Source organism: Roseivivax sp. THAF197b, from assembly GCF_009363255.1.
Lineage (GTDB): Bacteria > Pseudomonadota > Alphaproteobacteria > Rhodobacterales > Rhodobacteraceae > Roseivivax.
This window is the reverse complement of the sequence record NZ_CP045318.1, coordinates 1,857,430-1,882,914: the sequence shown is the minus strand read 5'-3', so window position 1 is coordinate 1,882,914 and position 25,485 is coordinate 1,857,430. Positions and strand designations below refer to the sequence as shown.

The following is a 25,485-nucleotide window of genomic DNA, read 5'->3' as shown; positions in this document are numbered from 1 at the left end:
ATGACCCAGGACAGCAAATTCCACCACGGCGATCCCGATCGCGGCGCAGACCCGATCATCCACATGGAAGACATCAAGAAGCACTTCGGAAATGTCATTGCCCTCAATGGGGTGACCTTCGATGTGCGTCCCGGCGAATGCCATTGCCTTCTGGGCGATAACGGGGCGGGGAAGTCGACCTTCATCAAAACCATGTCAGGCGTGCACAAACCGACAGCAGGGCAGATCTTCTTCGAGGGCAAGCCGTTGTCCTTCGACAGCCCGCGAGAGGCTATGGAGGCCGGGATCGCCACGGTGTTCCAGGACCTCGCGATGATCCCGCTGATGTCGGTGACGCGTAACTTTTTCATGGGGCGCGAGCCCACCAAGGGCCGGGGCCTGATGAAGCGCTTCGACATGGACGCCGCGAACGAGATCACCATGGATGAGATGCGCAAGATGGGCATCAACCTCCGGGCCCCCGATCAGGCCGTTGGCACCTTGTCCGGCGGCGAACGTCAAACCGTCGCCATCGCCCGAGCCGTCTTTTTCGGGGCCAAGGTCCTGATCCTGGACGAGCCGACATCGGCGCTGGGGGTGCGGCAGACGTCGAACGTCCTTTCGACCATCGACCGCGTGCGCCAGCAGGGGGTGGGAGTCGTCTTCATCAGCCACAATGTCCGGCATGCCATGGCCGTGGGGGACCGCTTTACCGTGCTGAACCGGGGGCAGACCCTCGGCACTGCCGTCAAAGGCGAAATCAACGCGGCCGAATTGCAGGACCTCATGGCCGGTGGCCAGGAACTGGCCGAGCTTGAAGGCTCGCTCGGCGGTACAATCTGACCGCGCCCTTGGCGGGCGACCCGATCCCGGCTGGCCCGCCACCTCAAACACCACCGACTGGAAGCCCTGCGATGTCTAACCCGTCGACATATTCCCCCGGCGTGGCCCTGATCGGCACCGGCTTTATGGGAAAGTGCCACGCGATGGCCTGGAACAACGTCGCGACAGCATATGGCGTTGCCCGTCCGCGGCTTGAAATCCTATGCGATGTCAGCGCGGCGGAGGCCGAGACGAACGCCGCTGCATTCGGGTTCGCACGCCCCGCCAGGGATTGGCGCGCGGTCATCGAGGATCCGGCGGTGGATGTCGTCTCGATCACGACGCCGAACGGGTTGCACCGTCCCATGGCCGAAGCGGCCCTCGAGGCAGGCAAGCACGTCTGGCTCGAGAAACCCATGGCACTGACGCTGGAGGATGCAGAAGCGATGGCCGATCTGGCCCGGTCGCGCCCGGACCAAGTGACCATGCTGGGCTATAATTACCTGCGAAGCCCCGCTTTCCGCGCCGCGCAGGCGATGATCGCAAGCGGCGAGATCGGCACGCCGCACACGTTCCGGGGCGTCTACGACGAAGATTACAACGCCGATCCCGGATTGCCCTGGAGCTGGCGGATGACCCATCAGCAAGGTGGGCTTGGAGCGCTGGGCGATCTCGGGTGCCATCTTGTCAGCCATCTGCTGGCGCTGATGGGTCCGGTTCAGGAGGTTACGGCCATGACCGCGGTCGCGATCCCGGAGCGTCTTTCGGATGACGGGCCGCGCGCGGTCGAGAACGAGGATTCGGCGCTTGCGCTGCTGCGGTTCGCATCAGGCGCGCAGGGCTCCTTCGCGACCTCGCGGGTCGCGCGCGGACGCAAATGCCGTCTCCAATGGGAGGTGCACGGCTCCGACGGCAGCATCGTCTTCGATCAGGAAAATATGAACGAGCTGTGGGTGCATCGTACAGGCGATGCGGGCTTCACGCGGCATCTCACCGGACCGGAGCAGCCGGAATTCGCGGCCTTCTGTCCTGCGCCCGGACATAATTTCGGGTTCAACGAACAAAAAGTCGTGGAGGCGCGCGATCTGCTCGCGGCCATCGCAGGCGGGCCGAATGTCGGGCCTGACTTCGAAGCGGGCCTTCAGATCGAGCGGATCATCCACGCGATGGCAGCCTCAAATGGCCGCCCTGTCACACTGGGAGTGAACATATGAAAGATCTCGATGTCATCACGATCGGACGCGCCGGGGTGGATCTCTACGGGGCGCAGATCGGCGGCCGCCTGGAGGATATGGGCAGCTTCGAAAAATATATCGGTGGCTCGCCCACCAATATCGCCTGCGGGACCGCGCGACTTGGCCTGAAGACCGCGCTGATCAGCCGCGTGGGCGATGAGCATATGGGGCGCTTCATTCTCGAACAATTGGCGCGCGAAGGTGTCTGCACCGACGGTGTCACGACTGATCCGGAGCGTCTGACGGCCCTGGTCTTGCTGGGCATCCGCGACCAGGAGCAATTCCCGCTGATCTTCTACCGCGAGAATTGTGCCGACATGGCGCTGTGCGAAGACGATATCGACGAGGCGTTCATTCAGCGCGCCCGCGCCGTGGTCGCAACCGGGACGCATCTGTCGCATCCGCGGACCGAAGCGGCTGTTCTGAAAGCGCTGGACCTGGCACGCAAGCATGGTTTGCGGGTCGCGCTCGACATCGATTATCGGCCGAATCTCTGGGGTGTTGCGGGGCATGGCGACGGTGAAAGCCGCTTCGTCGAAAGCCGGGCCGTGACTGAAAAGCTGCTGGCCAGCCTGCATCATTTCGACCTGATCGTCGGCACGGAGGAAGAGTTCCACATCGCGGGCGGCTCCACCGATACGATCACGGCGCTTCGCCGTGTGCGCGAGAACTCGAAGGCGACGCTGGTGTGCAAGCGCGGCGCGCTTGGGGCGGTCGCGTTCGAGGGGGATGTGCCGGACAGCCTGGATGACGGTCAGACCGGCGAAGGCTTCCCGATCGAGGTCTTCAACGTGCTGGGTGCGGGGGACGGGTTCTTCTCGGGCCTGCTGAAAGGCTGGATGGACGATGCAGATTGGCCGACGGCACTGAAATACGCCAATGCCTGCGGTGCATTCGCGGTCTCGCGCCATGGCTGCACGCCGGCCTATCCGTCCCTTGAGGAGTTGGAGTTTTTCCTCAAACGCGGTGTCGTGCGCAAGGATCTGCGCAATGACGGCGCGCTGGAGCAGGTGCATTGGGCGACCACGCGGCACACGCGGAACAGCCACGATTGGTCGACCATGCGTGTCTTCGCCTTCGACCATCGTCTGCAGCTTGAGGAAATGCCCGGATACACGCCCGAAAAGGGCGCGGCGTTCAAGGAACTGTGCCTCGATGCGACCCTTGCGGTGAAGGGCGACAAGCCCGGCTACGGGATCCTGTGCGACAACCGCATCGGCCGATCCGCGCTGCATCGCGCCTCTGGCACCGGACTTTGGATCGGACGACCGACGGAATGGCCGGGATCGCGTCCTCTGACGCTCGAACCCGAGCTGGGACCCGATTGCGGGGCACTGCAGGCCTGGGCCCGCGAGAATGTCATCAAGGTGCTGTGCTTCTGCCACCCGCAGGACAACGCAGAGACTCGCGCCGCGCAGGAAGCCACGGTCAAGCGCCTGTTCGAGGCGGGACGCCGCAGCAACCTCGAATTCCTGCTGGAGATCATTCCCTCGAAGGTTGGCCCGGTCGATGACGACACCACGGCCATTCTGATCCGGCAATTCTACGCCGCGGGCATCTATCCCGATTGGTGGAAGCTGGAGCCGCTGAAGACGGATGCGGCCTGGTCTCGCGCGGTCTCGGCAATCGAGGAGCATGACCGCCATACGCGCGGTATCGTGGTGCTTGGACTGGACGCGCCCGAAGCCGAATTGGCGGAAAGCTTCGAGGTCGCCGCGCGCCACGATCTGGTCAAGGGGTTCGCCGTCGGGCGGACGATCTTCGCGGATGCCGCCCGGGCCTGGATGTCCGACAAGATCACCGATGCCGACGCCGTGGCCCAGATGACCGACCGCTTCACCCGCCTTTGCGCGGTCTGGGACACCGCCCGCACGAATGCCACGGTGCACCGCCTGGGAGAGGACGCATGACCAACACGATCCGACTGACTGCCGCGCAGGCCATGGTGAAATGGCTCAGCGCACAAATGAACGAGGACGGCGCCCGCTTCGTCGAGGGCATCTGGGGCATCTTCGGCCATGGAAACGTGGCGGGCCTTGGCGAAGCGCTGGAGAAGGCGCGTCAGGACTTCCCGACCTGGCGGGGTCAGAACGAACAGACGATGGCGCATACCGCGATTGCCTATTCCAAGGCCAAGAAACGGCGCCAGGCCATGGCCGTGACCTCGTCCATCGGGCCGGGGGCCACCAACCTCGTCACCGCGGCGGCGCTGGCGCATGTGAACCGCCTGCCGATCCTGCTGATCCCCGGCGATGTCTTCGCCAACCGGCGTCCCGATCCGGTCCTGCAACAGGTGGAGGATTTCGAGGACGGCACTGTGTCAGCCAATGATTGTCTGCGTCCCGTCTCTCGGTATTTCGACCGGATCAGCCGTCCGGAACATCTGCTGACGGCCCTGCCGCGGGCGATGGCCACCATGACGGATCCGGCAACCTGCGGGCCTGTCACGCTGGCCTTCTGTCAGGACACGCAGGCGGAGGCCTACGATTACCCGGCCGAGTTCTTCGAGCCGCGTGTCTGGCGCATCCGCCGCCCGCAGCCCGACCAGCGCGAGATCGACGACGTGGCGGCCCTTATCCTGAGCGCCAGGAAACCCGTCATCGTTGCAGGCGGGGGCGTGATCTATTCCGAGGCCGAGCAGACGCTTGCGGATTTCGCCGCGCGCCACGGTATTCCGGTCGTGGAAACGCAGGCGGGCAAATCCGCGCTCGCACAAAGTCATCCGATGAATTACGGCGCAAGCGGTGTCGACGGCTCAGCGGCGGCCAATGCCCTGTCGACCGAGGCCGATCTGGTGATCGGGGTCGGCACACGCTTTCAGGATTTCACCACCGGCTCCTGGGTGCTGTTCAAGAATCCGGGGCGACGGCTGGTTTCGATCAATGTCGCAGCGTACGATGCCGTCAAACATGGTGCCCTCCCTGTCATGGGTGACGCGAAAATTGCGCTGGAAGCCATCTCGTCTGCCCTGGATACATATCAAGCCGATGGGGCCGATCCCGCAGCGCGGGCTGCGTGGCTTGATGCGGTGACGCATCACTGCCGGGATCGCGCCCGCGCGCCCGGCGAACTGCCGACCGATGCCGAAGTCATCGGAGCTGTCCAGCGCGCCACGGGCGAGGACGCGATTGCCATGTGCGCAGCCGGGACCATGCCCGGCGCGCTGAAACTGCTCTGGCAACCAAGCCAAGGCGGCTACCACATGGAATACGGCTTTTCCTGCATGGGGTACGAGATTGCAGGCGCCATGGGCCTCAAACTGGCCCGGCCCGAGCGCGAGGTCATCTGTTTTGTCGGCGACGGATCCTACATGATGGCTAATTCGGAGCTCGCCACCGCCGTGATGCGCCGTGTGCCCTTCACCGTCATTCTGACGGACAATCGCGGCTATGGCTGCATCAACCGCTTGCAGCAGGGCTGCGGGGGCGCGCCGTTCAACAATCTCTACCGAGACAGCAATGTCGAACATCAACCCGATATCGACTTCGTTGCGCATGCGGCCTCGATGGGGGCCGTGGCGGTCAAGGCCGCCGACATCTCAGCCCTTGAGGCCGAGATCGCAGCAGCACGCGGGCGCGACACGCCCACGGTCATCGTGATCGACACCGACCCGGATATCGGCCCGGGCTTCGGCGATGCCGGGCATTGGTGGGACGTCGCTGTTCCGGAAGTCGGCAGCACCGATGCGCTCAAGCGCGCCTATACCGCCTATCTCGACAACAAGCAGCGCCAGCGGCTTGTGAACTGAACGCCTGCGCCAAGGAGACGATAATGATCCGTTTCGGAACCAACCCCATTGCCTGGGCCAATGACGACGACCATTCGCTTGGCGCGCATATCCCGACCGACCGCATTCTGGACGAAGCCGGGCGTCAAATCGGCTTTGACGGGATCGAGAACGGGCATCGCTGGCCCGCCGATCCCGAAGAGCTTCGGTTGATGATGGAGAAAGCGGGCCTTGCCTTCATCTCGGGCTGGCATTCACTGAACCTGCTGGCGCGTTCGGTGGAAGACGAGAAAAAGGCGATCCAGCCGCATCTCGACCGACTGAAGCACAACGGCTGCAAAGTCTGCATCGCCTGCGAGACGTCGAATTCCGTCCAGGGCCTCGACAAGCCCCTGTCGGCGCGGGTCGTTCTCAGCGAGGCCGAGATGCGGGATTTCGCCGCCAAGGTCGAAGCCATTGCCTCCTATTGCGCAGAGCAGGGCATCGAGCTGGTCTATCACCACCACATGGGCACCGTCGTGCAATCGCCCGAAGACATCGATGCGTTCATGGCCGAGACCGGTCCCGCGACGAAGCTTCTGTTCGATGCGGGGCATTGCGCCTTCGGCGGTGGCGATCCCGCCGCTGTATTGCGTCGCCATGTGGACCGCGTGCGGCATTTCCACGCCAAGAACGTCCGTCCCGCCATCCGCGCGCGCGTCGAGAGCGAGGGGATGTCCTTCATGGATGGTATCCGCGCGGGTGTGTTCACCGTCCCCGGCGATCAGGAGGGAGAGGTCGATTTTGCACCGCTTCTCAAGATCCTGGCAGAGAACAATTATGACGGCTGGATCGTGATCGAGGCCGAACAGGACCCCGATCAGCGCAATCCGCTTCTGTACCAGACACTCGGTCTTGCCACGCTGAAGCGGCAGGCGGCCGAGGTCGGTCTTATCTGAGGGAGGACAGGATGGCGGATCTTCTCAAACGCCCCTTCGGCACCCATGGCAAGGTGCACCAGATCACGCCGGCAAATGCAGGCTGGCGCTATGTGGGCTTTGACCTCTGGCGTCTGCGCGCCGGTGACCGGATCTCCGAGGCGACAGGCGAGACCGAGGTGATCCTCGTCATGGTCGAGGGGCGCGCGCGGATCTCCGGGGCCGGGCAGGATTGGGGCGAACTCGGTGATCGGATGTCGGTGTTCGAGAAGACGGCGCCGCATTGCCTCTATCTGCCCAATGGCACCGAATGGGAGGCGACGGCCACGACGGAGTGCACCATTGCGGTCTGCAAAGCACCGGGAACGGGCGGGCACGAGGCGCGCCGTATCGGACCGGACGGGATCACGCTGACCCAGCGTGGGGAGGGCTGCAATACGCGCTACATCAACAACATCGCCATGGAGAACGAGGATTACTGCGACAGTCTGCTCGTGACCGAGGTGTTCACCCCGGCGGGCAATTGGTCGTCCTATCCCAGTCATCGCCATGACGAAGACGACTTCCCGCGGATCACCTATCTCGAAGAGACCTATTACCACCGGCTCAATCCCGCAGACGGTTTCGGCATCCAACGCGTCTATACCGACGATCTGCAGCTGAACGAGACGATGGCCGTCCATGACGGGGATGTCGTCTGCGTGCCGCGCGGCCACCATCCCTGCGGCGCACCGCACGGCTTTGAGATGTACTACCTCAACGTGATGGCCGGCCCGCTGCGAAAATGGCGTTTCGTCGCCGCACCGCCTGTCGAACATCTGATGTAAAATAAGGGGCTGCTGGCCCCAATGGAGTGACAATCATGTCCCGACCTTTTCAACTTGCTGTCTGCGCAGAGATGCTCTGGCCAGAGAAACCCATTGCATGGCGTGCCGCGCGTTTGACCGAACGGGGACTCGGTGTTGGGCTTTGGAACTGGCCCGATCACGACCTCGACCAGCTGGAAAAGACGGGCGCGCATTTCACCATCATGAACGGCTACCTGCAGGGCCGTCTTAGCGATGCCGAGGGCGCGGAGATGCTTTTGGCCTCGGCGCGGGAAACCGCAGAGGTGGGCCTGCGCCTTGGCGTGGACCGGCTGAACCTGCACGGCACGGGGCTGGGCGATGGGGGGATCCCGATCCCGCAGCACGGTGCATTTTCCCCGGGCATGGCGTTGCGTGCACGCGATACGCTCCACCGGATCTGCGATTTGGGGGAAGAATTGGGCGTGACCTTCACGCTTGAGAACCTCAATCCGCTCGACCATCCCGGCTGTCCGTTCGGATCGACCGCCGACGTGCTGTCCCTGGTGGCAGCGGTCAATCGCCCGGAGCTTCGGATCAATCTCGATCTCTATCACACGCAGATCGGCGAAGGGGATCTGCTGCGCTGGTGCGAGGCCTGTCTGCCCTGGATTGGCGAGATCCAAGTCGCGGACAATCCCGGCCGCTGCGAGCCAGGGACCGGAGAGATCAACTATCCTGGGATCGCGCGCGGTCTTCTCGATCTGGGATATAGTGGGCCGATTGGAATGGAGGCTTTCGCGAAAGAAGCCAGCGACGTGGCCATCGATGCCTTCGTCGAAGCGTTCACCCTCTGAGGCGCCTCGGCTATGTCGGAGGCCTATCGCTCTTTCCAGAGCTGCGTAGAAATTGGCTCCAGCCTCTGGTGGCGGAATGTTTCCGACGGGTTGCAGCAGTCGACGGTTGTTGAACCGGCCCACTCACCACAGCGTGGCGTATTCAATGGCCTCTAAATTGCGCCATCGGTTAGGCCGGTGGATGACCTCGGCCTTGAACAGACCACTGATCGTCTCGGCCAACGCATTATCATAATTGTCACCCACACTGCCGACGGGCGGCTCGATCCCGGCTTCGGCCAGGCGCTCGGTGTCGTGAATGGAGAGATGTCGGGCGTTTTCAATCGGTCGTTGCAACACCTGCGATCATATCCTGTTTGAGCAAGCGGTCGAGAGCCTGTGCAGGTGTTTGCCGGGCATTTAGGTCCGCAAGAGTTTTGGGTGACGATTGGTCCGGCGGTTCGTTTGCACCCTTAGATCGGGAAGTAAGGATTATTGCCAAGCGCACTGCAATAAACACAAACTCCACTATCAGCAAAAGTTGGAGCACAACATCGTAATTTGTAAGACTGTCACCCAATACGCCATCAGTTCCAATGAATAGTGCGATGACACGATAGCCGAAGAGCCGAAGAGCAGAAAAGCCAAGCCGAACGCACTGACGCATTCTGCGTTGTAGGGCACAGAACAGAAGGCTCGCTGTATCTCATCTGGCGAGCTTCGAATATCTAAATATCTTAATGGACGCGGCACCGCCTGGTAAGTTGAGTTACTCGCGTAGCTTCTTTCTACGCAGCACAGAATCTTACTTCTTTTGGGAGAAGAGCGATCCTAACCGCTTCGGCTTTGAATTTAAGGCCAAAATTGTCGTGCTGCGAGTACTCTGGTCAAATTCTCATCTTGCCTGAGGAAAAGCCGGGTGACTCTTTATGTCGGCGTTCAACGATTTTAGAAGCGAGCCAAATTGTGAAGCCCGACTACAAGAGGCCATGCAGGCCATCGTCGTATGCCGCTACATCGCAGGCCAACATCTTGCAATGGATGCATTGGTCCGAGACGACCGGCCAACAGCCAGGCGGAAGTAGCGGAGGTCTCTCTGCGCGAAACGTAGTCGCACGTTGGGCTCGCGAATTTCGAAGATAGCGGTGCAGCGAATGTCCGCTACGGGCCGCTCGCGACAGACGCGCCCAGGCTGAAACGGCGAAGCATTCTACGGCCAGCGGAGAAAGTTTGGGCTCTTTCCAGACCTCCTCTGCGAACGCACCTTTCGATGATATGCTCTGGTGCCAACGTCGGGTTGGTGTTGTGGCAGGGCGTGGTGGATCGGAGGAACCGCCATGACAATCGCGAACTTACCTGCCATTCGAGCCTGCCGCCCCGCCTGGAACAAAGGCCGTATCGTAGGCCAGAAGCGACCTTTGATGCCCAAGCATGTGTGGGCCATCCGCGTTCGTCTTGAGATCGCAAAGAATTACAGGGACCTGGCTCTCTTCAACCTCGCCATCGACAGCAAACTGCGGGGGTGTGATCTGGTCAAGCTCAGGGTGGCCGATGTCTACGCCTCCGGCCAGGTCAAGGAGCGGGCCTCGATCATCCAGAGCAAGACCCGGCACCCTGTTCGCTTTGAGATTACCGAGGGGAGCCGCAAGTCCATCACGGCATGGCTGGACGACCCGGCGATGATCGGGTCGGAACACCTCTGGCCCGGACGCTTCCACGAACGGCTGCATATTTCAACACGCCAGTACGCCCGGCTTGTGCGCAACTGGGTTACATCCATCGGCCTCGATCCAAGTTCCTACGGAACCCACTCGATGCGCCGGACCAAGGTCGCGCAAATCTACCGGAAGACCGGCAACCTACGCGCGGTCCAACTTCTGCTGGGCCATACCAAGATGGACAGCACCGTCCGCTACCTCGGTGTCGAGCTTGAGGATGCCCTGGCGATTTCGGAGGCGGTAGAGATCTGACCGGCGGGGCCGTCCCGCGAGGACGGCCCTTTGCGGTCACTCGTCAGCAACTTCGGTTGCTGCGGTGCAGCCTGCGACAACTGCCATTCGCTGCAAGTGCGAAATCGAGCCGACTGCGAACTGGTAGTGTGCGTCCACTCCGCCTTGCCAGCTCACCAACCGCATGCTTCCCCATGGAATGCACGACTCAAGCGCTGGGTATGCTGATTTGTATCGCTGTGCCGCGCGGCAGCTCCAGAAGGTGAACTTCACCGTCATGCCTATGCGCCACGTTGTCCACGATGGCGAGACCGAGGCCACTTCCGCCTCCCGCTTCGAGTTGACCGAAACGTCGAAAGGCAAGAGCGGCCTTGTCCATTGGCAAGCCCCGACCGTCATCTTCGATGGTGACGCAGGCGTTTTTATCTTCCTTGGAAGTGCGTACGGTGATTGCAGTCAGCTCCGGCCCGCCATGTTGAAGAGCATTCTCGATTAAATTGGTAATGGCTTCGCCCAATAGAACGGCGTCACCCTGAACGCGTAGAGGCTCGGGTGTTTGAACCAATTCGAAGCTGAGATCTCGGGACAGGATCGCAGGACCGAGATCGGAACAGGCCTGGGCTGCCACATCGTTCAGATCGAGCGTGGCGAAGTCTCGCGGTCCGTCGAAACGCAGCCGCTCGAGCGACAGGAGCTGCTCGGCCAAGCGCGCGGATTTGCGCGCCGCCTTGATCAGATCGCGCTGGTGTCTTTCGCGGGCCTTCGGATCCTGGATATCGGGCAGCGTTTCGGCCAGGGAAAGCAAGGCCGAGGCCGGATTGCGCAGCTGGTGAGCGGCGTCGGAAATGAAGGATTGATGCGTCTCGATATTGCGCGCGACCTGCCCGAAGAGGCGGTTCAGCGTGCCGACAATACCCGCCACCTCAACCGGGACCGGGCGCTTTATGCGCCGCAGATCGTCGGGCGAACGCTGTTCGATGGCATTTTGCAGATCCCGCAACGGGCGCAGGCCCACCTGCACGCCGAACCAGACCACAAATGCGAGAGCCAGCATCAGCACGGCCATCAAACCCGCGGCGCGCTGGGCAAGGGTGGCTGCAAAGGCGGCGCGGTCACTGAGACGCTGCCAGACGGTTACCACGGCCTGACCCGTCATGGTGCCGATGCTCACCGTTTCGGACATGCGCAACACGCGCACGCGCTCATCGCGGTAATCGGCAAGAAAATAGGCGGGCTCGTCGCTGTCCGAGCTGCCGGGCGCATTGGGCGGATAGGCGTAACCGGTGACATAGATGCCGCCCGGACCGGTCACATGATAGAAAATCTCGCCGCCCCCCGCATCGGACACGATCTCGCGGGTGCTGGGGGACAGCGCATCGCCCTCCGAGATCGTGACATCCCGCGAAATGGCGAGCGCCGCGGATAACAGGCTGCGGTCGAAGAGATCCTCCGCCGTGCGCTTGGCCACCTCGTAGCGCCAGATGCCAAGCAGCACCGAGACGACGAGGAGCGGCGCAAGGATCAGCAGGAACAATCGCGCGCGAAGCGACAATGCCGTCATGGGCCGGACAGGTCCAACATGTAGCCCAACCCGCGCGCCGTCTTGATGCGCACGCCGTGCTGTTCGAGCCTGCGCCTGAGCCGCGAGACATGCGGCTCGATCGCGCTGTCGTCGACATCGGCCCCGGTGCCGTAGACATGGGTCAGGAGCTGGGCCTTCGAGACGATCCGGCCGCGTCGTTCGAGCAGGCATTCGAGGGTGGCGATCTCCTTGCGCGGCACATCGAGCGACGTGTCGCCGTCCATCAACTGCCGACTGGTCCGGTCGAAGGTCAGCGTGCCCAGCTGGTCGCGCGCCGAAAACACGAGGTTCTTGCGCCGCGCCATCGCGCGCAGCCGCGCCTCGAGCTCGTCCATCTCGAAAGGTTTGGTCAGGTAGTCGTCCGCCCCGGCATCGAGCCCCGCCACCCGCTCCTCCGTCTCGCTGCGCGCAGTCAGAAGGATCACCGGCGTGCCATCGCCGCGGCCGCGGAGCGCCCGCAGGACCGACAGGCCGTCCAGCCCCGGAAGATTGATATCGAGAACGATCAGGTCGGCCCCGTCCACCTTGAGGAAATCATCCGCCGCCTGCCCATCGTGCAGAAGGTCCACGGCGTGGCCGCGATCCCGCAATCGGGACGCAATCCCGGTGGCGAGCGCTTCGTTATCCTCGATGATTGCAATGCGCATACCCGAAACTTTGTCACGATGCGCAAGTTTCGCGCAAGGTTGAGACCGCAAGTTCCCCGCATTGGAGGAGGGGATTCGCCCCTTTGGACAGTCAAACCTATCGCCGGGCCTCGTGTCCGGGATACACAGGTCTGTGGGAGGACATCATGACCATCAAGACATTCGCGGGTACCGTTGCCGCCGCTGCACTTCTCGCGTCTTCGGCCGCCGCCGAAGTCGACTTTTCCGGCAAGACGATCGAATGGGTGATCCCGTTCTCGGAAACCGGCGGGTCGGCCAAATGGGCCAACTTCTTCGCTCCGCTCCTGGCGGAAGAACTGCCGGGCAACCCGACCGTCGTGGTCAAGTTCATGCCGGGTGCCGGTTCGACCAAGGGCGCAAACTGGTTCCAGGAGCAGGAGCATGAAGACGGCACGCTGCTGTTCGGCACATCCGGCTCCACGCAGTTCCCGTTCCTTCTCGGCGATCCCCGCGTGCGCTATGAGTATAGCGACTGGACCCCCGTCATGGCCTCGGGCACGGGCGGTGTCGCCTACCTGAACGCCGAGGATGGCGCCAATTTCGACGGCTCGGCCAATGCGCTTCAGGAGACCGATTTCATCTATGGCAGCCAGGGCGCCACGCGCCTCGACCTCGTGCCGCTGCTGGCTTGGGAAATGCTCGGCATGAATGTTGAGCCCGTCTTCGGGATCAAGGGCCGCGGCGACGGCCGCCTGATGTTCGAGCGCGGCGAAGCCACGATCGACTACCAGACGTCCTCGGGCTATCTCGGTGCGTCTGCCGATCTGGTCGCGCAGGGCAAGGCCGTGCCGATGATGACCTGGGGCGCGCTGGATGCCGATGGCAACATTGTCCGCGACCCGACCTTCCCCGACATCCCGACCTTCAAGGAAGTCTGCGAAGCCACTGATGGCTGCGCGACCTCCGGCGAGGCCTGGGACGCGTGGAAAGCCTTCTTCGTCGCGGGCTTCCCGGTGCAGAAGATCGCCTTCCTGCCTGCAGGCACGCCCGATGACGTGGCGCAGGCCTATTCTGACGCCTTCGATGCCGTCCGCAATCGCGACGACTTCGCCACCATCGCCGAAAAGCGCGTCGGCAAATACGACGTCTTCGTCGGCGAAGGCGCGCAGAAGGCCACCACGGCCGGCACGACGGTGTCGGACGAAGCGAAGACCTTCGTGCAGAATTGGCTGCAAGAAGCCTACGGCGTGTCGCTGAACTAAGCGCATCGCCCGCGCGGTCCCCTCTCTCCCGGGACCGCGCCTCTTTCCTGACACTTCCGACAACCGGAGGCCGGTGCGATGGACATCTTCGCAACCGCCCTGCCTGCGCTTGGCCAGGCATGGGCCCTCATCCTGCAACCCGTCGTTCTGGGGTATCTCGTTCTGGGCGTGGTCATGGGACTTGCCGTTGGCGTGTTTCCGGGCCTCGGCGGCATCGCGGGCCTGTCGCTGCTGCTGCCCTTCATGTTCGGCATGGATCCCGTCCTCGGCCTCGCGCTCATGGTCGGCATGGTCGCGGTCGTGCCCACCTCGGACACGTTCGCATCGGTCCTGATGGGCATCCCCGGCTCGTCCGCGTCGCAGGCGACGGTGCTCGACGGCTTCCCGCTGGCCAAGAAGGGCCAGGCGGCGCGGGCCTTGTCGGCGGCGTTCACCTCGTCGCTTTTCGGCGGCCTCGTGGGTGCGACTTTCCTGACGCTGTTCATCGTCGTGGCGCGGCCTCTGGTCTTGGCCTTCGGTCTGCCGGAGATGCTGATGATCTCGATCCTCGGGCTCAGCATGGTCGCGGTTCTTGCGGGCCGTGTGGCGCTGAAGGGCCTGGCCGCGGCGGGGCTCGGCATGCTGATCGGCACGATCGGCGAGGCGGATGCGGGCGGCAGCCTGCGCATGGCGAGCTATGACATTCCCTATCTCACGGACGGGCTGAAGCTGGTGATCGTGGGCCTCGGTATCTTCGCGGTGCCAGAAATCGTGAGCCTCCTGCGCCAAGACCGGTCCATCGCCAAGGATGCCAAGCTCGGCGCGGGCTGGGGCGAGGGCGTCCGCGACTGGGTCGCGAACAAGTGGCTGTCGGTGCGCTGCTCGCTCATCGGGGTGGTCGTGGGCGTGATCCCCGGCCTCGGCGGATCGGTGGTCGACTGGATCGCCTACGGCCACGCGGTGCAGACCACGAAAGACAAATCGAACTTCGGCAAGGGCGAGATCCGCGGCGTTGTGGGCCCCGAAAGCTCCAACAACGCCAAGGAAGGCGGCGGCCTGGTGCCGACGCTTCTCTTCGGCATTCCGGGCTCCGGCTCCATGGCGATCTTCATCGGGGCGATCGCGCTCCTTGGGTCCGGCGATATCGAGGTCGGCCCGAACATGCTGCGCGACAATCTCGACATCACCTATTCCATCGTCTGGCTGCTGGCACTGGCCAATGTCGTGGGCACGCTTCTGTGCATCGCCGCCTCCGGGGGGATCGCGAAGCTCACCACGATCCGCTTCACCTACCTCGCGCCGTTCCTCTTCATGCTGATCAGCTTCGCGGCCTTCCAGTCCGGGCAGAATTTCGAGGATATCCTCGCGCTCTTCGTGATCGGCCTCATTGGCATCTTCCTGCGTCGCTTCGACTGGTCGCGTCCGGCCTTCCTGATCGGCTTCGTTCTCTCGAACCCGGTTGAGAAATTCTCGAACCAGGCCTTCCAGATCGCCTCTTTCCGCTTCCGCAAGAGCTTCGAAGAGGGGATGGATTACCTGTTCTCGCCCATCGTGATCGTCCTTCTGATCGTCACCGTGGTCTCTGTCGTGCTCGGCATCCGGCAGGCCAAGTCGATCATGGCCGAGGGCGATGTGAAGTCGGGCTCGAAGCGCGCACCGCTCGTCTTCCTGCTGGTGATCTCGGCCTACGTCGTGGCCGCGCTGATCAATGCCAACATGATCCCCGACTACAACATGACCGACAAGATCGTGCCGCTCGTCGTCGGAGGCATCACGCTTGCGGCCTGCCTTATCCTGCTCGTGCAGATGATCCTCCGGCCCGAGACCGACGCGGTCTTCGCCGACAAGGAGGTTGCGGGCGAGGATGCGGATGCGCCCTACGGGCTTTGGGGAACGCTCGCGTGGTTTGCCGGGCTGATCGCAGCGACCTATGTGCTGGGCTTCATCCTCGCACTCACGGGCTTCCTGATCGCGTTCCTGCGGGTCCGGGCGGAGGCCTCCTGGCAGAAGACCCTGATCCTGACGGCCGCGGGCATTGCGCTCATGTGCGTCATGGCCGGTGCGCTCAATCGCGACTTCCCGCCGGGGCTTCTGCAGGACGTGGTCGATCTGCCATGGCCGCTGGGTTGAGGGAGGCGGTGATGACACAGACAGCCATCCCCTTCCTGTTCCTGCGCGGAGGCACGTCGCGGGGCCCGTATTTCAACCGCGCCGATCTGCCCGAGGATCGCGAGACGCTGGCCGAGGTGCTGATGGCTGCCCTCGGTGCGGGCCATCCACTGAATATCGACGGCATCGGCGGCGGGGCGGCAGTGACGACAAAGGTCGCGATGCTCTCGGTGTCGGACGACGACTGGGCCGATATCGACTACTTCTTCGCGCAGGTTTCGGTCACCGAAAGGCTTGTCGACTTCAAGCCGACCTGCGGAAACGTCCTGTCGGGCGTCGGGCCCGCCGCGATCGAGATGGGTTTGATCACGCCGTCGGGTGATGAGACCGAGATCAGGATCCGCGCGGTCAATACCGGCGCGCGGGTCCTCGCGCGGGTGCAGACGCCGCAGGGCGCGCTGACCTATGAGGGCGATACCGCCATTGCGAGCGTGCCCGGCACGGCTGCGCCCATCGGTCTAAGTTTCATGGGCGTGGTCGGCTCCTCGACCGGAGCGTTCCTGCCCACGGGAAACCTGCGGGACGAGATCGACGGCATCGAGGTGACCTGTATGGATGTCGCCATGCCCATCGTCATCGCGCGCGCTGCGGATTTCGGCCTCACCGGCTACGAAAGCGCGGCGGAGCTTGATGCCGATACCGCCTTTTTCGCCCGCATGGAGGCGATCCGCCTCGAGGCCGGTGCCCGCATGGGCATGGGCGATGTCTCGAAATCCGTGACGCCGAAATTCGGGCTGCTGGCCCCCGCACGCGACGGCGGCACCATTGCCACGCGGTATTTCATGCCGTGGAACACGCATCCCAGCATGGCCGTCACCGGCTCGCAATGCCTGGCCTCCTGCACATTGACGCCGGGTACCGTGGCAGACGGTCTGCTGATCCGCCCCGAGGAAAGCCCGGCAAACGTGGTGCTGGAACATCCCTCGGGGACCATCGAAGTGCTCGTCGATTATGACGACACGGACGGGTTCGAGTTGAAATCCGCGGGCCTTCTGCGCACCGCCCGCAAACTGGCGGAAGGCCGGGTCTTCGTGCCCGCCTCGGTCTGGAAAGGGTAAGGCGATGCCGATCATGAACCTTCTCGTGGCCTTCAATGGCACCGCGTCTGCCGAAGCCGCGCTGCGCTATGCCGCGTCCATTGCGCGGGACCGGCAGGCGCACGTGACCGCGATGCTGGCCTATTCGACCCATGACACGCTCGATACGTCGTCGCGCTGGATTCCGCGCGAAGCCCGCGCCTTGCTGTCGGATGCCAAGAACGACCTGCTTCGCGAGATCGAGGCCCAGCTCGACGCGCTTCGGGGCGATTTGCAGCTTGGCGACGGCTTGAGTTTCCGCGCCGCACCCGGCCGGGTCGATACGATTCTGGCCGAGACCGGGCGCACCTTCGACATGATCTTCGCGGGCCGTCCGCTCGTCGGTGATGACGCGCATATCCGCCTGCATCCGGACAAGCTTGCGCTGATGTCGGGACGCCCTTTGGTTGTCGTGCCGGAGGGATACGATGCCGATGCGCGGCATTCTCACGCCGCACTTGCATGGGATGGCGGCCGCGCGGCGGCCCGCGCCTTGTCTGACAGCTTGCGGCTTCTCGAAGCGCAGGGCCGTGTCTCCGTCCTGACGGTGGGAAGCGCGCCGGGGCTGGAGGACCTGCTTTTGCATCTCGACCGCCATGATGTGGATGCGGTGCACGAAGCCTGGCCCGAAGGGCATCCGGTCGCGGCGTCGATCCTCGGCTATTGCCGCCGGAACGACCCGGCGCTCTTGGTCATGGGCGCCTATGAGCATTCCAAGTTCCGCGAGGATTTCGTGGGCGGTGTGACCGCTGCGGTTCTGCGCGAGACGCCGATCCCTGTCCTGCTGTCGCATTGAGGAAGATTGCGATGTCCGAATACGCCCAGTTGCGCGCCGCCGAGAAGGCCTTGATGGATCTTCGCGACACGCTTTGCCGCAAGATGGATGATAAGGAGGGCGATCCCCGGTTGCTCGCCGATCTGCATCGCCGCGTTGCGCGGGCCCTCCGGGCGCTGTCGGGAGAAGGCTGAGTCCGCGAGGCGGCGCCGCTCAGCCGTGCCTTTCAGCCGCGCGGGGCTTTCGGAGCCAGAAACCGGGCGGCCACCGGCGCGCCGACGATCACCAGCACGATGCGCGTCAGGTGGTGCACGATGACGAAGCCCAGATCCGCTCCGGTCACGATGGCCAGAACGGTCATTTCCGCCTGCCCGCCGGGCGCGAAGGCAAGGAAGGCCGGGACCGGCTGGCCGAGGCCCAGCGCCGTCACAGCACCGGCGAACACAGCCGCAAGCACGGCCAGAACGAGCACATAGGCAATGCCCGCGGCCACCACGCGGGTCAGCTCGCCCCAGGTCACGCCGAGGAAATGGATCCCGATCCCGCAGCCGATGAAGAATTGCGCGGCAAGGATGGCCTCCGCAGGTGGGCGGAAATGGATCACATCCGCCAGGGAGAGCGCGGCGGTCAGGATCATCGGCCCGAGGATGGAAGCGCCGAAAAGGCCGATCCGCTCCCCGCCTTTCCAGCCGATCCAGGCGGCGGCGGCCATGATCGCCAGTTCGTGCAGTGGAAGCGTGGCGGCCGGTGCGCCGATGGGATTGGTCAGGCCCGCACCGTAGACCTGCGTCAGAAAGACCGGCGCCAGGGTCACGATCATCAGCACGCGCGTCGCGTGTATGAGCGACAGCGCCCGCGGATTGCCCCCGGCTTCGGTGCCGAAGATGACCATGTCCTGCAAGCCGCCCGGCATCGCGGCGTAATAGGCCGTGGGGGCGTCGAAGCCCCAGAACTTCCGGAAGAACGGCACGCCGATGAGGGCGATCAGCGCGATGAAGACGGGGATCAGCGCCACGGAGAGCGCCATGCGCGGCATCTCCGCAATGACCTCGGGCGTGATCGAGGCGCCGACAGCCACGCCGAGGATCGTCCGCGCGGCAACCGATACCTGACCGAACCCCTTGAGCGGCAGATGCGCCAGCGCAGCGGCGAGGCACAGCGCCATGGGGCCGAACAGGAAGGGCAGCGGCAGGGACAGGAGCCAGAACAGCGCGGTGCCGATAGCCGCCAGCAGGAATGTCAGGAGGCGACGCGCATGGGGGCTCTGGAATTGGGGTCTCATGGGTCTCACCGCTGTCTTGACGATTATTGTCTACGCCTGTATCCAGCTGGATACAAGATAGACCGAAGGCAGCCATGGCAAGCGACGACATCAATTCCCCGCAGGGCAACACGGCCTATCAACGTCTCCTCGACGTATTGCGCGAAGGACGGCTCAATCCCGGCGACCGCTTGCGCGAAACCGAACTGGCCGAGCAGCTCGGCGTGTCGCGAACCCCCGTGCGCGAGGCCATTCGTCAGCTTGAGGCAGACGGGATCGTGGCGCATGTGCCGCGACAGGGCGCCAGCATCCGCATGCTGGATTACGCGGAGGTCATGGAGCTTTACGAAATGCGCGCCGTGCTTGAGGGAACCGCGGCCCGTCTCGCGGCGCGCGCGGCCTCCGAGATCGAGATCGAGGAGTTGTGCGACATGAATGACGCTTTGGCCCGGATCGGCACCGCGCCCGAGGCCTTCACGCTCAATCGTCAGTTTCACGCGGCCATCCTCGATGCCGCCAAGAACCGCTTTCTCAGCCGCTCGATCACGTCGCTGCAAAAAGCGCTGATGATCCTCGGCCCCACTACGCTGACCGAACCTGACCGCGCCGAGAAGGCCGTGACGGAGCATCGCGACATTCTGGCCGCGATCACCGCGCGTGATGGCGCCGGGGCCGAAGCCGCGATGCGCGCGCATATCGAGGCGGCCCAGCGGGTCCGGGTCCGCGCCTTGCGTGCCCGGCCAACCTATGACGGAGACCTCTTGTGAGCGAGTGCATCGACATCGCCGTGATCGGTGGCGGCAATGCCGCGCTCTGTGCCGCGATCACCTCCGCCGAGGCGGGCGCGCGGGTACTGATCCTCGAGGCCGCTCCGAAGCCCTATCGCGGTGGCAATTCCCGCCACACCCGCAATTTCCGCTGCATGCATCACGGCCCCCTCGGCCCGCTGATCGACAGCTACACCGAAGAGGAATACCTCGCGGATCTTTTGAAGGTGACCGACGGCAAGACCGATGAGGGCCTTGCCCGGATGACGATCCGCGCCTCCGAGGAATGCCTGCCCTGGATGGAGGCGCATGGTGTCCGGTTTCAGCCGTCGCTGTCGGGCACGTTGTCCCTGGCGCGCACGAACGCGTTCTTCCTCGGGGGCGGCAAGGGGCTGGTGAATGCCTATTACCGCACGGCGGAGGTCCTTGGCGTGCGGGTGGAATACGAGGCTGCGGTCACCCATCTGGAACGCGAGGACGACCGCATCGTCGCGCTGGATTACACCCAGGGCGGCAAGACGCACCGGGTCACGCCGAAATCCGTCGTGGTGGCGTCGGGCGGCTTTCAGGCCGATACCGATTGGTTAGCGCGGGCCTGGGGGCCTGCGGCAAAGAACTTCCTGATCCGGGGCACGCCCTATAATCGCGGCGTCGTTCTGGCCGATCTGCTCGATCAGGGCGTGGAGCAGGTGGGCGACCCGACGCAGTGTCACGCAGTGGCCATAGACGGCCGTGCGCCCAAATTCGACGGCGGCATCGTCACGCGCCTCGACTGCGTGCCCTTCTCCATCGTGGTGAACAAGAATGCCGAACGCTTCTATGACGAGGGCGAGGATGTCTGGCCCAAGCGCTACGCGATCTGGGGTCGGCTCGTAGCCGCGCAACCCGATCAGGTGGGCTATGTCATCATCGACTCGAAATCACTGAAGCTGTTCATGCCGTCAGTCTTCCCGCCCATCGAGGCCGCTTCGATCGAGGAACTGGCCGAAAAGATGGACCTGCCGCCCAACGAGCTACGAAAGACGGTGGATGAATTCAATCGAAGCTGCGGGGATACGTCGGACTTCCATCCGACCGAGTTGGACGGTGTGTCCACAACCGGTCTCAACCCGCCGAAAACCAACTGGGCGCGACCGATCACCGAGCCACCATTCTACGGCTATTCGCTGCGCACAGGCGTGACCTTCACCTATCTCGGGCTGAAGGTGGACGATCACGCCCAATGCGCTATCGGCAACCGGCCCGTGTCGAACCTGTGGGCCGCGGGCGAGACCATGGCCGGATCGATCCTGGGCCAAGGATACCTCGCCGGGTTCGGTATGACGATCGGGACCGTCTTCGGACGCATCGCAGGCAAGGAGGCCGCGGCACATGCAAATGCAACCTGACCTGATCGCCGAGGCGCGCCGCCAGGCCGAGATTTGCAATGCCTGCCGGTACTGCGAAGGCTATTGCTCCGTCTTTCCGGCGCTGCATCGTGAGCGCGCCTTTGCCGAGGCCGACCTCACGCATCTCGCCAATCTCTGCCACAATTGCCGGGGCTGCTATTATGCCTGCCAGTACACGGCCCCGCACGAGTTCGACCTGAACTTGCCGCGGGCGCTTGCCGATGTGCGGCAGGACAGCTGGAAAGCGCATGCCTGGCCGCGCGCCTTCTCCGACCTGTTCGACCGCTCTGGCGTCGCAATGGCAGCACTGCTGACACTGTCCTTCGCGCTTCTCTTCGCTGTGGCGCAGGGTGTGCGTCCCGAAAGCGGTGAAGGCTTCTACGCCTACATGTCTCATGGTCTGATGGTCGCGATCTTCGCGCCCGCATTTGTGCTGCCACTTTTGACGCTGGTGGTATCCCTACATGGATATTGGCGGTCGACCGGAGCTGTGCGCCTCGGGCTTAGCGATTTGGGATCCGCGCTGCGCTCGGCGGGACAGATGCGCAACCTCGAAGGCGGGCATGGCGACGGCTGCAATTTCGAGAACGAAGACCGGTTCAGCCATGCGCGCCGATACGCGCACCAAGCGGTCCTCTACGGCTTCCTGTTGTGCGTCGCCTCGACATCAAGCGCGACCGTGATGCATTACGCCTTCGGGCTGGAAGCGCCCTACGGATTGTTCAGCCTGCCGAAACTTCTGGGTGTTCCCGGCGGGGTTCTGTTGACAATCGGATCCGCGGCGCTCGCCTGGCTGAAGATCAAGGCCGATCCCGAGCTTGGCGCGCAAGGCGCTTGGGGCGGCGAGATGGCCTTTGTCCTTCTGCTTGGTGCGGTTGGGGCGACGGGGCTCGCGCTTTATGTCGCGACGGGCACCGGGGCCGTTGCGTGGCTTCTGGCTCTGCATCTTGGCCTCGTGCTAACCTTCTTTCTACTGACGCCCTATTCCAAGATGGCGCACGGTTTCTATCGGCTGGCCGCGCTGACTATTGAGGCGGGGCGACAGCGTGCTGGGACAGACTGAGAAACTGTCCGATCTCATCGGATTCTAAAAGTCTCTTCACCTGCCTTAAAAAATGTTACTGAGCTCATTTGTATGCGCGCTAAAATTGCGACCCATTTTTTGGGCAGGCCGTTGAGGAGCTCCACATCGACCGGTCTAAGACGGCGACTACTCGGGCCTATTGCGTGCGGGAGCCGCTGATCCCTCATAGGTGAGGTTATTGCTCACCGGGCTATCTGAAGACGAGCACAGTATGTAAATTTCCAGCCGTTCGCTGAGGGCGCTGCGTCATGCAAATTGGGCTCGATTATGCTTTGCGGTAGCGCAGCGGAAAGCGTGCTGTGACAGCCGTCCAAATGTCGGCTTCACGTGATCTTCACGTGGGATTATGCACTTGCAGCGAAGGTCCGGTGTCCGCCCTCCCTGCCGATTGCCTTCGCGGTCGCGGCGAGAACCGAGCAGTCGCGGCGAATGGCGGGAAGGTCCGCACAGACGACCTTCGCCTGCCGAACATGCTGTACGATGCACGAATGGCCGGTTCGACGGGCCGCACCGCAGCATCATCAACCACCGGTCAACGGCGGCTCAGGGTCGTTCGTGACGGCCCTACAGGGATATCAAGATCCAGCATGGAAGGGAAAGGCGCTTGGCGCTACAACGTCTTCGTCGAGCGCCTTAAGCGAACTTCAAAGACGACGAGTTTTACCTGCGGGCCTACCTGTCCGATTTCTTGGGACTACCTGACAGGTGGTTTGCTCAGGGGCTTTGAGCCGTTCATCAGATCGTGAATGCACATGCCTGTGTCGGTCACAAAGAGGCCTCTGTGACGCCGGGACGTTAATCCTCAGTGCATGGGCACGTCCTCCAGCGAGAGGCTTTTCTCGTTGGAGAGTCGCGCGCCGCAATATGTTTCCATTCGCTTTCCGCGTTTGAGAGCGAGCGCCACCGCGCTCGTCCGATGTTCCCGTCGGTGGCCGGGACTTCAAAGGCCGCCATGGTCGACCTTCTGTTGCGGTCGGCAAGTGAGTGTGCCGAGGATAATGAGGCGTTTCCGTTCGAACGGATGTCATCGCGTCTGGGGGTGATCAGCTTCCCACGGCGCGCCGCTTTTTGACGATGACCAACGATCTTTCTCGAGTACTGGCCTATTTGGGTCCGGGACCTGCTCAACCTCCTTTCTCGCACTCGATAGCACAAATCCTCGGCAGTGTGTGCTTGCACAGCCGCCATGAGAAGAAGATGGATCGTTTGACACTAAACAGAAGCGATTTACCCAAAGTTTGATTCAAGTTCAGGAACAACGCTTGGGCCGACACGAAGGGCGGTTTGCGGCCACCCTCTAACGTCGAGGGTCAAAAACACCTTCATGCCTTCGTTTGTCCGATCTTTGACTGAGACTCTACAATTCTTGCAAGTCGCTGTAATCTGCCTGTCTGGTTGAAAGCGAAGACGCTGGCGTGATATTCATGCTGGCGCAGGGGTCTTGGAAAACGGAAGGCCTTATCATGACACAGCAGATCGACAGAGCGAAAATTGAGCTAGTCCTCTCGGGCAAGCTCTTGACGACAGAGCTGAACGAAGCTGAGCAAGAGCTATGGCTCGACCTGTTCACCGAGAAGATGGGCAAACCTGGACCACAAGAAGAAGCGTTCTTTGCGAGCCGCCGTGCGCGACGTTTGGGTGCCGGCCTCGATCCTGAAGATGACACGCTGAGGAAATAGTTGCTCGGTCGCCATCCATCCGAAACGTCCTTGTTCAAAGTCCAAGGCCATGAGCACCAATAATCCACTTTCAACAGGCAACTTTTCATCTGACAGTAAGCGTGTTGAGGCGTGTGCTAAAGGCATACAGCGTGTTGCGGAAGTTTCGGCGAAGGCTGGATTTTGTTGAAAACGCCCCATCATCATCCCGTGCGGGTGATTGGCCCCCGTTCTCAACATGCTTCGGAAAATGCAGTATTTTCAGCGGCCTGCGGTGGTGAGCGGAAATCCCCTTAGCGCATTCGTAGAGCCAGGTCCGGCACGTCTGCTCGCCTCTCTTCGAGAAGGTCGATGAACTCCTGGGCCACGGCAATCCCTTGCGAATGATCGTAGTGACGCCGCGTCGTGCGCTCGTCCTTGTGCCCGAGAAGATACGCCGCTTTCCGTCCGCCAGCGGAAAGGTGCTCGCTGACCTCCGTCGCCACGTTATCGCGCAGGCGATGCAGCGACACACGGACGCCGAAGGCGCGCGCTGTCAGATCACCGGCAAGCCGCCCGAGATGTTTCTCAGTTACCGCTTCTCCGCGATTGAGCGATGACGGAAACAGGAAGGTGCCGTCGTCGAAGATCGGCCGGAATTTCTCCAGATATTCCTCAACAGCCGCGTAGAGCTTTTGACTGGTCAGCAGCCGTTCGAACGGCTCGCCATTCTTCTGATCTTCAGGGAGCTTCAGCAACCGGGCGGGAAGCCAAATGCGGACGGTGTGATCACCGATCAATTGGAGCGTCGTGCCGGAGGCCAAGGCTGACATCGCGCGAGCGCGCTGGGGCAGGGCGGTCGCCAGGGCCAGCAGAATGCCGTTGCGGAATTCCTTTGCCGCCTGTGGACCTCGGACAGGTCGTTCGCGGGCCGAGTCTATGAGTTCAAATCCGAGATCATAGATCCGACGCGCGCCGACCAGTTGCGAACCGGTTTTCGTGGAGCAGCCTTCTTCGGCGGCGCGTTCTTTCCAGTCCTGAGCGACGAAATCGCAAGCCTCCGAGGAGAAGCCAGGCGCGATGATCGAGAAACCGGAAAGGATGCGCGCAGCGTAATCGGCCGCGGTGCGGGCCGTGGTGCGATTGGCCACCGCGCGCGAATATGCATCGAGGCTTGCACCCGTAGGTGTCTGTGGGAGCCCGGAGGCATGGCAGTGATTTGCCCACCGCCCGAGGGCCAACGCGACGTTGCGAAGATGCGCTGCGCTCCAGAGCCGCGCGCCTTTCACGCGTTCGCCCCGTTTCGAAAGCTCCCCATGGCCGCGCAATGCGTCGCGCCATGGCCTCGGGAGCCTTTCAATCGCGTCTTCGGCAAGTTGCCAGTCGGTCTTGCGCTTCGTTTTCACGGAGACACGAGCAGCGCGGAGCACTTGCCCGAAATGCGCCGTGGCTTCCGCGCCCCAAATGCCAGACGCTACGCGCTGCACGTGGGCAAACTCCGCCCATGCGGATTTTCCAACCTCTGAAAATCGGTCTTGCAGGTGTTCCTGGAGTTCATCGTGCTGCGGGACCCCGGAGTGGGGTCCCGCAGCGCGCATGGCGCACAACAGGGTCAGGTGAGCATTCATGATTGCGTGTCCTTGTCGG

General features: G+C 63.0%; 21 protein-coding genes and 1 pseudogene. 17 read left to right on the top strand and 5 right to left on the bottom strand.

Annotated features, from left to right (window positions below):
- The 7 genes from FIV09_RS09365 (at position 1) to FIV09_RS09335 (ending at position 8,322) form a co-directional block, all read left to right on the top strand.
- Positions 1-822, top strand: a complete 822-nt coding sequence (locus FIV09_RS09365; protein WP_152449690.1) for an ATP-binding cassette domain-containing protein — start codon at positions 1-3, stop codon at positions 820-822.
- Positions 823-893: 71 nt separating this feature from the next.
- On the top strand, positions 894-2,015 hold the full coding sequence (locus FIV09_RS09360) for a Gfo/Idh/MocA family protein (RefSeq protein WP_152449689.1): 1,122 nt from the start codon (positions 894-896) through the stop codon (positions 2,013-2,015).
- Positions 2,012-3,946, top strand: coding sequence for a 5-dehydro-2-deoxygluconokinase (gene iolC, locus FIV09_RS09355; RefSeq protein ID WP_152449688.1), 1,935 nt, complete (start codon positions 2,012-2,014; stop codon positions 3,944-3,946). The genes FIV09_RS09360 and iolC overlap by 4 nt, the downstream gene beginning before the upstream one ends.
- Positions 3,943-5,784 (top strand): 3D-(3,5/4)-trihydroxycyclohexane-1,2-dione acylhydrolase (decyclizing), encoded by a 1,842-nt coding sequence (gene iolD / locus FIV09_RS09350; protein ID WP_152449687.1) that lies wholly within the window; start codon positions 3,943-3,945, stop codon positions 5,782-5,784. Before iolC ends, iolD begins: the two co-directional genes overlap by 4 nt.
- Positions 5,785-5,807: 23 nt before the next feature.
- Positions 5,808-6,701 (top strand): myo-inosose-2 dehydratase, encoded by an 894-nt coding sequence (gene iolE, locus FIV09_RS09345; protein WP_152449686.1) that lies wholly within the window; start codon positions 5,808-5,810, stop codon positions 6,699-6,701.
- An 11-nt stretch (positions 6,702-6,712) separates the two neighbouring features.
- Entirely contained in the window at positions 6,713-7,507 is a 795-nt protein-coding gene (gene iolB / locus FIV09_RS09340) for a 5-deoxy-glucuronate isomerase (RefSeq protein WP_152449685.1), read from the top strand.
- Between the two features lie 35 nt (positions 7,508-7,542).
- Positions 7,543-8,322, top strand: a complete 780-nt coding sequence (locus tag FIV09_RS09335) for a TIM barrel protein (RefSeq protein WP_152449684.1) — start codon at positions 7,543-7,545, stop codon at positions 8,320-8,322.
- 33 nt (positions 8,323-8,355) lie between these two features.
- On the opposite strand, the pseudogene FIV09_RS09330 reads toward FIV09_RS09335, so the two are convergent.
- Positions 8,356-8,625: pseudogene (locus FIV09_RS09330) on the bottom strand (IS3 family transposase); the annotation flags it as partial.
- Positions 8,626-9,638: 1,013 nt separating this feature from the next.
- Between FIV09_RS09330 and FIV09_RS09325 the strand changes: the two are divergent.
- A complete protein-coding gene (locus tag FIV09_RS09325) occupies positions 9,639-10,271 on the top strand; it encodes a tyrosine-type recombinase/integrase (RefSeq protein WP_152449682.1) in 633 nt (210 codons plus the stop codon).
- Between the two features lie 187 nt (positions 10,272-10,458).
- On the opposite strand, the gene FIV09_RS09320 is transcribed toward FIV09_RS09325, so the two are convergent.
- Both FIV09_RS09320 and FIV09_RS09315 read right to left on the bottom strand, forming a co-directional pair.
- Positions 10,459-11,811: a sensor histidine kinase gene (locus FIV09_RS09320; RefSeq protein ID WP_152449681.1), complete on the bottom strand. Its 1,353-nt coding sequence runs from the start codon at positions 11,809-11,811 to the stop codon at positions 10,459-10,461.
- A complete protein-coding gene (locus FIV09_RS09315; RefSeq protein WP_152449680.1) occupies positions 11,808-12,479 on the bottom strand; it encodes a response regulator transcription factor in 672 nt (223 codons plus the stop codon). Before FIV09_RS09315 ends, FIV09_RS09320 begins: the two co-directional genes overlap by 4 nt.
- 146 nt (positions 12,480-12,625) lie before the next feature.
- Here FIV09_RS09315 and FIV09_RS09310 point away from each other — a divergent pair, with 146 nt between their 5' ends.
- From FIV09_RS09310 to FIV09_RS20365, 5 genes are all read left to right on the top strand, one after another.
- Positions 12,626-13,702 (top strand): tricarboxylate transporter, encoded by a 1,077-nt coding sequence (locus tag FIV09_RS09310; protein ID WP_152449679.1) that lies wholly within the window; start codon positions 12,626-12,628, stop codon positions 13,700-13,702.
- 78 nt (positions 13,703-13,780) lie between these two features.
- On the top strand, positions 13,781-15,811 hold the full coding sequence (locus tag FIV09_RS09305; RefSeq protein WP_152449678.1) for a tripartite tricarboxylate transporter permease: 2,031 nt from the start codon (positions 13,781-13,783) through the stop codon (positions 15,809-15,811).
- Between the two features lie 11 nt (positions 15,812-15,822).
- Positions 15,823-16,908 (top strand): 4-oxalomesaconate tautomerase, encoded by a 1,086-nt coding sequence (locus tag FIV09_RS09300; protein WP_152449677.1) that lies wholly within the window; start codon positions 15,823-15,825, stop codon positions 16,906-16,908.
- A gap of 4 nt (positions 16,909-16,912) precedes the next feature.
- Positions 16,913-17,722, top strand: coding sequence for a universal stress protein (locus FIV09_RS09295; RefSeq protein ID WP_152449676.1), 810 nt, complete (start codon positions 16,913-16,915; stop codon positions 17,720-17,722).
- An 11-nt stretch (positions 17,723-17,733) separates the two neighbouring features.
- Positions 17,734-17,895, top strand: coding sequence for a hypothetical protein (locus tag FIV09_RS20365; RefSeq protein WP_172975675.1), 162 nt, complete (start codon positions 17,734-17,736; stop codon positions 17,893-17,895).
- A gap of 32 nt (positions 17,896-17,927) precedes the next feature.
- On the opposite strand, the gene FIV09_RS09290 is transcribed toward FIV09_RS20365, so the two are convergent.
- The gene (locus tag FIV09_RS09290) at positions 17,928-18,983 is read right to left on the bottom strand and encodes an AbrB family transcriptional regulator (protein ID WP_152449675.1); all 1,056 of its coding nucleotides are present in this window, start codon (positions 18,981-18,983) and stop codon (positions 17,928-17,930) included.
- Between the two features lie 74 nt (positions 18,984-19,057).
- Between FIV09_RS09290 and FIV09_RS09285 the strand changes: the two genes are divergently transcribed.
- The 4 genes from FIV09_RS09285 to FIV09_RS09270 all read left to right on the top strand — a co-directional run bounded on the left by FIV09_RS09285 (position 19,058) and on the right by FIV09_RS09270 (position 23,880).
- Positions 19,058-19,729, top strand: a complete 672-nt coding sequence (locus FIV09_RS09285; RefSeq protein WP_152449674.1) for a GntR family transcriptional regulator — start codon at positions 19,058-19,060, stop codon at positions 19,727-19,729.
- On the top strand, positions 19,726-21,117 hold the full coding sequence (gene tcuA, locus FIV09_RS09280; RefSeq protein WP_152449673.1) for an FAD-dependent tricarballylate dehydrogenase TcuA: 1,392 nt from the start codon (positions 19,726-19,728) through the stop codon (positions 21,115-21,117). The genes FIV09_RS09285 and tcuA overlap by 4 nt, the downstream gene beginning before the upstream one ends.
- A complete protein-coding gene (tcuB, locus tag FIV09_RS09275) occupies positions 21,101-22,180 on the top strand; it encodes a tricarballylate utilization 4Fe-4S protein TcuB (RefSeq protein ID WP_371417758.1) in 1,080 nt (359 codons plus the stop codon). The genes tcuA and tcuB overlap by 17 nt, the downstream gene beginning before the upstream one ends.
- A 1,484-nt stretch (positions 22,181-23,664) precedes the next feature.
- The gene (locus FIV09_RS09270) at positions 23,665-23,880 is read left to right on the top strand and encodes a hypothetical protein (RefSeq protein WP_152449672.1); all 216 of its coding nucleotides are present in this window, start codon (positions 23,665-23,667) and stop codon (positions 23,878-23,880) included.
- A gap of 272 nt (positions 23,881-24,152) precedes the next feature.
- On the opposite strand, the gene FIV09_RS09265 is transcribed toward FIV09_RS09270, so the two are convergent.
- Positions 24,153-25,466 (bottom strand): tyrosine-type recombinase/integrase, encoded by a 1,314-nt coding sequence (locus tag FIV09_RS09265; protein WP_152449671.1) that lies wholly within the window; start codon positions 25,464-25,466, stop codon positions 24,153-24,155.
- Positions 25,467-25,485 lie beyond the last annotated feature (19 nt).

What these genes read in the sequence shown, in the direction of transcription:
- FIV09_RS09295 (WP_152449676.1), top strand. Translation starts at nt 16,913, where the DNA reads ATGCCGATCATGAACCTTCTCGTGGCCTTCAATGGCACCGCGTCTGCC.
- iolD (WP_152449687.1), top strand. Translation starts at nt 3,943, where the DNA reads ATGACCAACACGATCCGACTGACTGCCGCGCAGGCCATGGTGAAATGG.
- FIV09_RS09305 (WP_152449678.1), top strand. Translation starts at nt 13,781, where the DNA reads ATGGACATCTTCGCAACCGCCCTGCCTGCGCTTGGCCAGGCATGGGCC.
- FIV09_RS09320 (WP_152449681.1), bottom strand. Translation starts at nt 11,811, where the DNA reads ATGACGGCATTGTCGCTTCGCGCGCGATTGTTCCTGCTGATCCTTGCG.
- FIV09_RS09265 (WP_152449671.1), bottom strand. Translation starts at nt 25,466, where the DNA reads ATGAATGCTCACCTGACCCTGTTGTGCGCCATGCGCGCTGCGGGACCC.
- FIV09_RS09365 (WP_152449690.1), top strand. Translation starts at nt 1, where the DNA reads ATGACCCAGGACAGCAAATTCCACCACGGCGATCCCGATCGCGGCGCA.
- FIV09_RS09325 (WP_152449682.1), top strand. Translation starts at nt 9,639, where the DNA reads ATGACAATCGCGAACTTACCTGCCATTCGAGCCTGCCGCCCCGCCTGG.
- iolB (WP_152449685.1), top strand. Translation starts at nt 6,713, where the DNA reads ATGGCGGATCTTCTCAAACGCCCCTTCGGCACCCATGGCAAGGTGCAC.
- FIV09_RS09315 (WP_152449680.1), bottom strand. Translation starts at nt 12,479, where the DNA reads ATGCGCATTGCAATCATCGAGGATAACGAAGCGCTCGCCACCGGGATT.
- FIV09_RS09285 (WP_152449674.1), top strand. Translation starts at nt 19,058, where the DNA reads ATGGCAAGCGACGACATCAATTCCCCGCAGGGCAACACGGCCTATCAA.
- tcuB (WP_371417758.1), top strand. Translation starts at nt 21,101, where the DNA reads ATGCAAATGCAACCTGACCTGATCGCCGAGGCGCGCCGCCAGGCCGAG.
- FIV09_RS09360 (WP_152449689.1), top strand. Translation starts at nt 894, where the DNA reads ATGTCTAACCCGTCGACATATTCCCCCGGCGTGGCCCTGATCGGCACC.
- iolC (WP_152449688.1), top strand. Translation starts at nt 2,012, where the DNA reads ATGAAAGATCTCGATGTCATCACGATCGGACGCGCCGGGGTGGATCTC.
- iolE (WP_152449686.1), top strand. Translation starts at nt 5,808, where the DNA reads ATGATCCGTTTCGGAACCAACCCCATTGCCTGGGCCAATGACGACGAC.
- FIV09_RS09310 (WP_152449679.1), top strand. Translation starts at nt 12,626, where the DNA reads ATGACCATCAAGACATTCGCGGGTACCGTTGCCGCCGCTGCACTTCTC.
- FIV09_RS09290 (WP_152449675.1), bottom strand. Translation starts at nt 18,983, where the DNA reads ATGAGACCCCAATTCCAGAGCCCCCATGCGCGTCGCCTCCTGACATTC.
- FIV09_RS20365 (WP_172975675.1), top strand. Translation starts at nt 17,734, where the DNA reads ATGTCCGAATACGCCCAGTTGCGCGCCGCCGAGAAGGCCTTGATGGAT.
- FIV09_RS09300 (WP_152449677.1), top strand. Translation starts at nt 15,823, where the DNA reads ATGACACAGACAGCCATCCCCTTCCTGTTCCTGCGCGGAGGCACGTCG.
- FIV09_RS09270 (WP_152449672.1), top strand. Translation starts at nt 23,665, where the DNA reads ATGACACAGCAGATCGACAGAGCGAAAATTGAGCTAGTCCTCTCGGGC.
- FIV09_RS09335 (WP_152449684.1), top strand. Translation starts at nt 7,543, where the DNA reads ATGTCCCGACCTTTTCAACTTGCTGTCTGCGCAGAGATGCTCTGGCCA.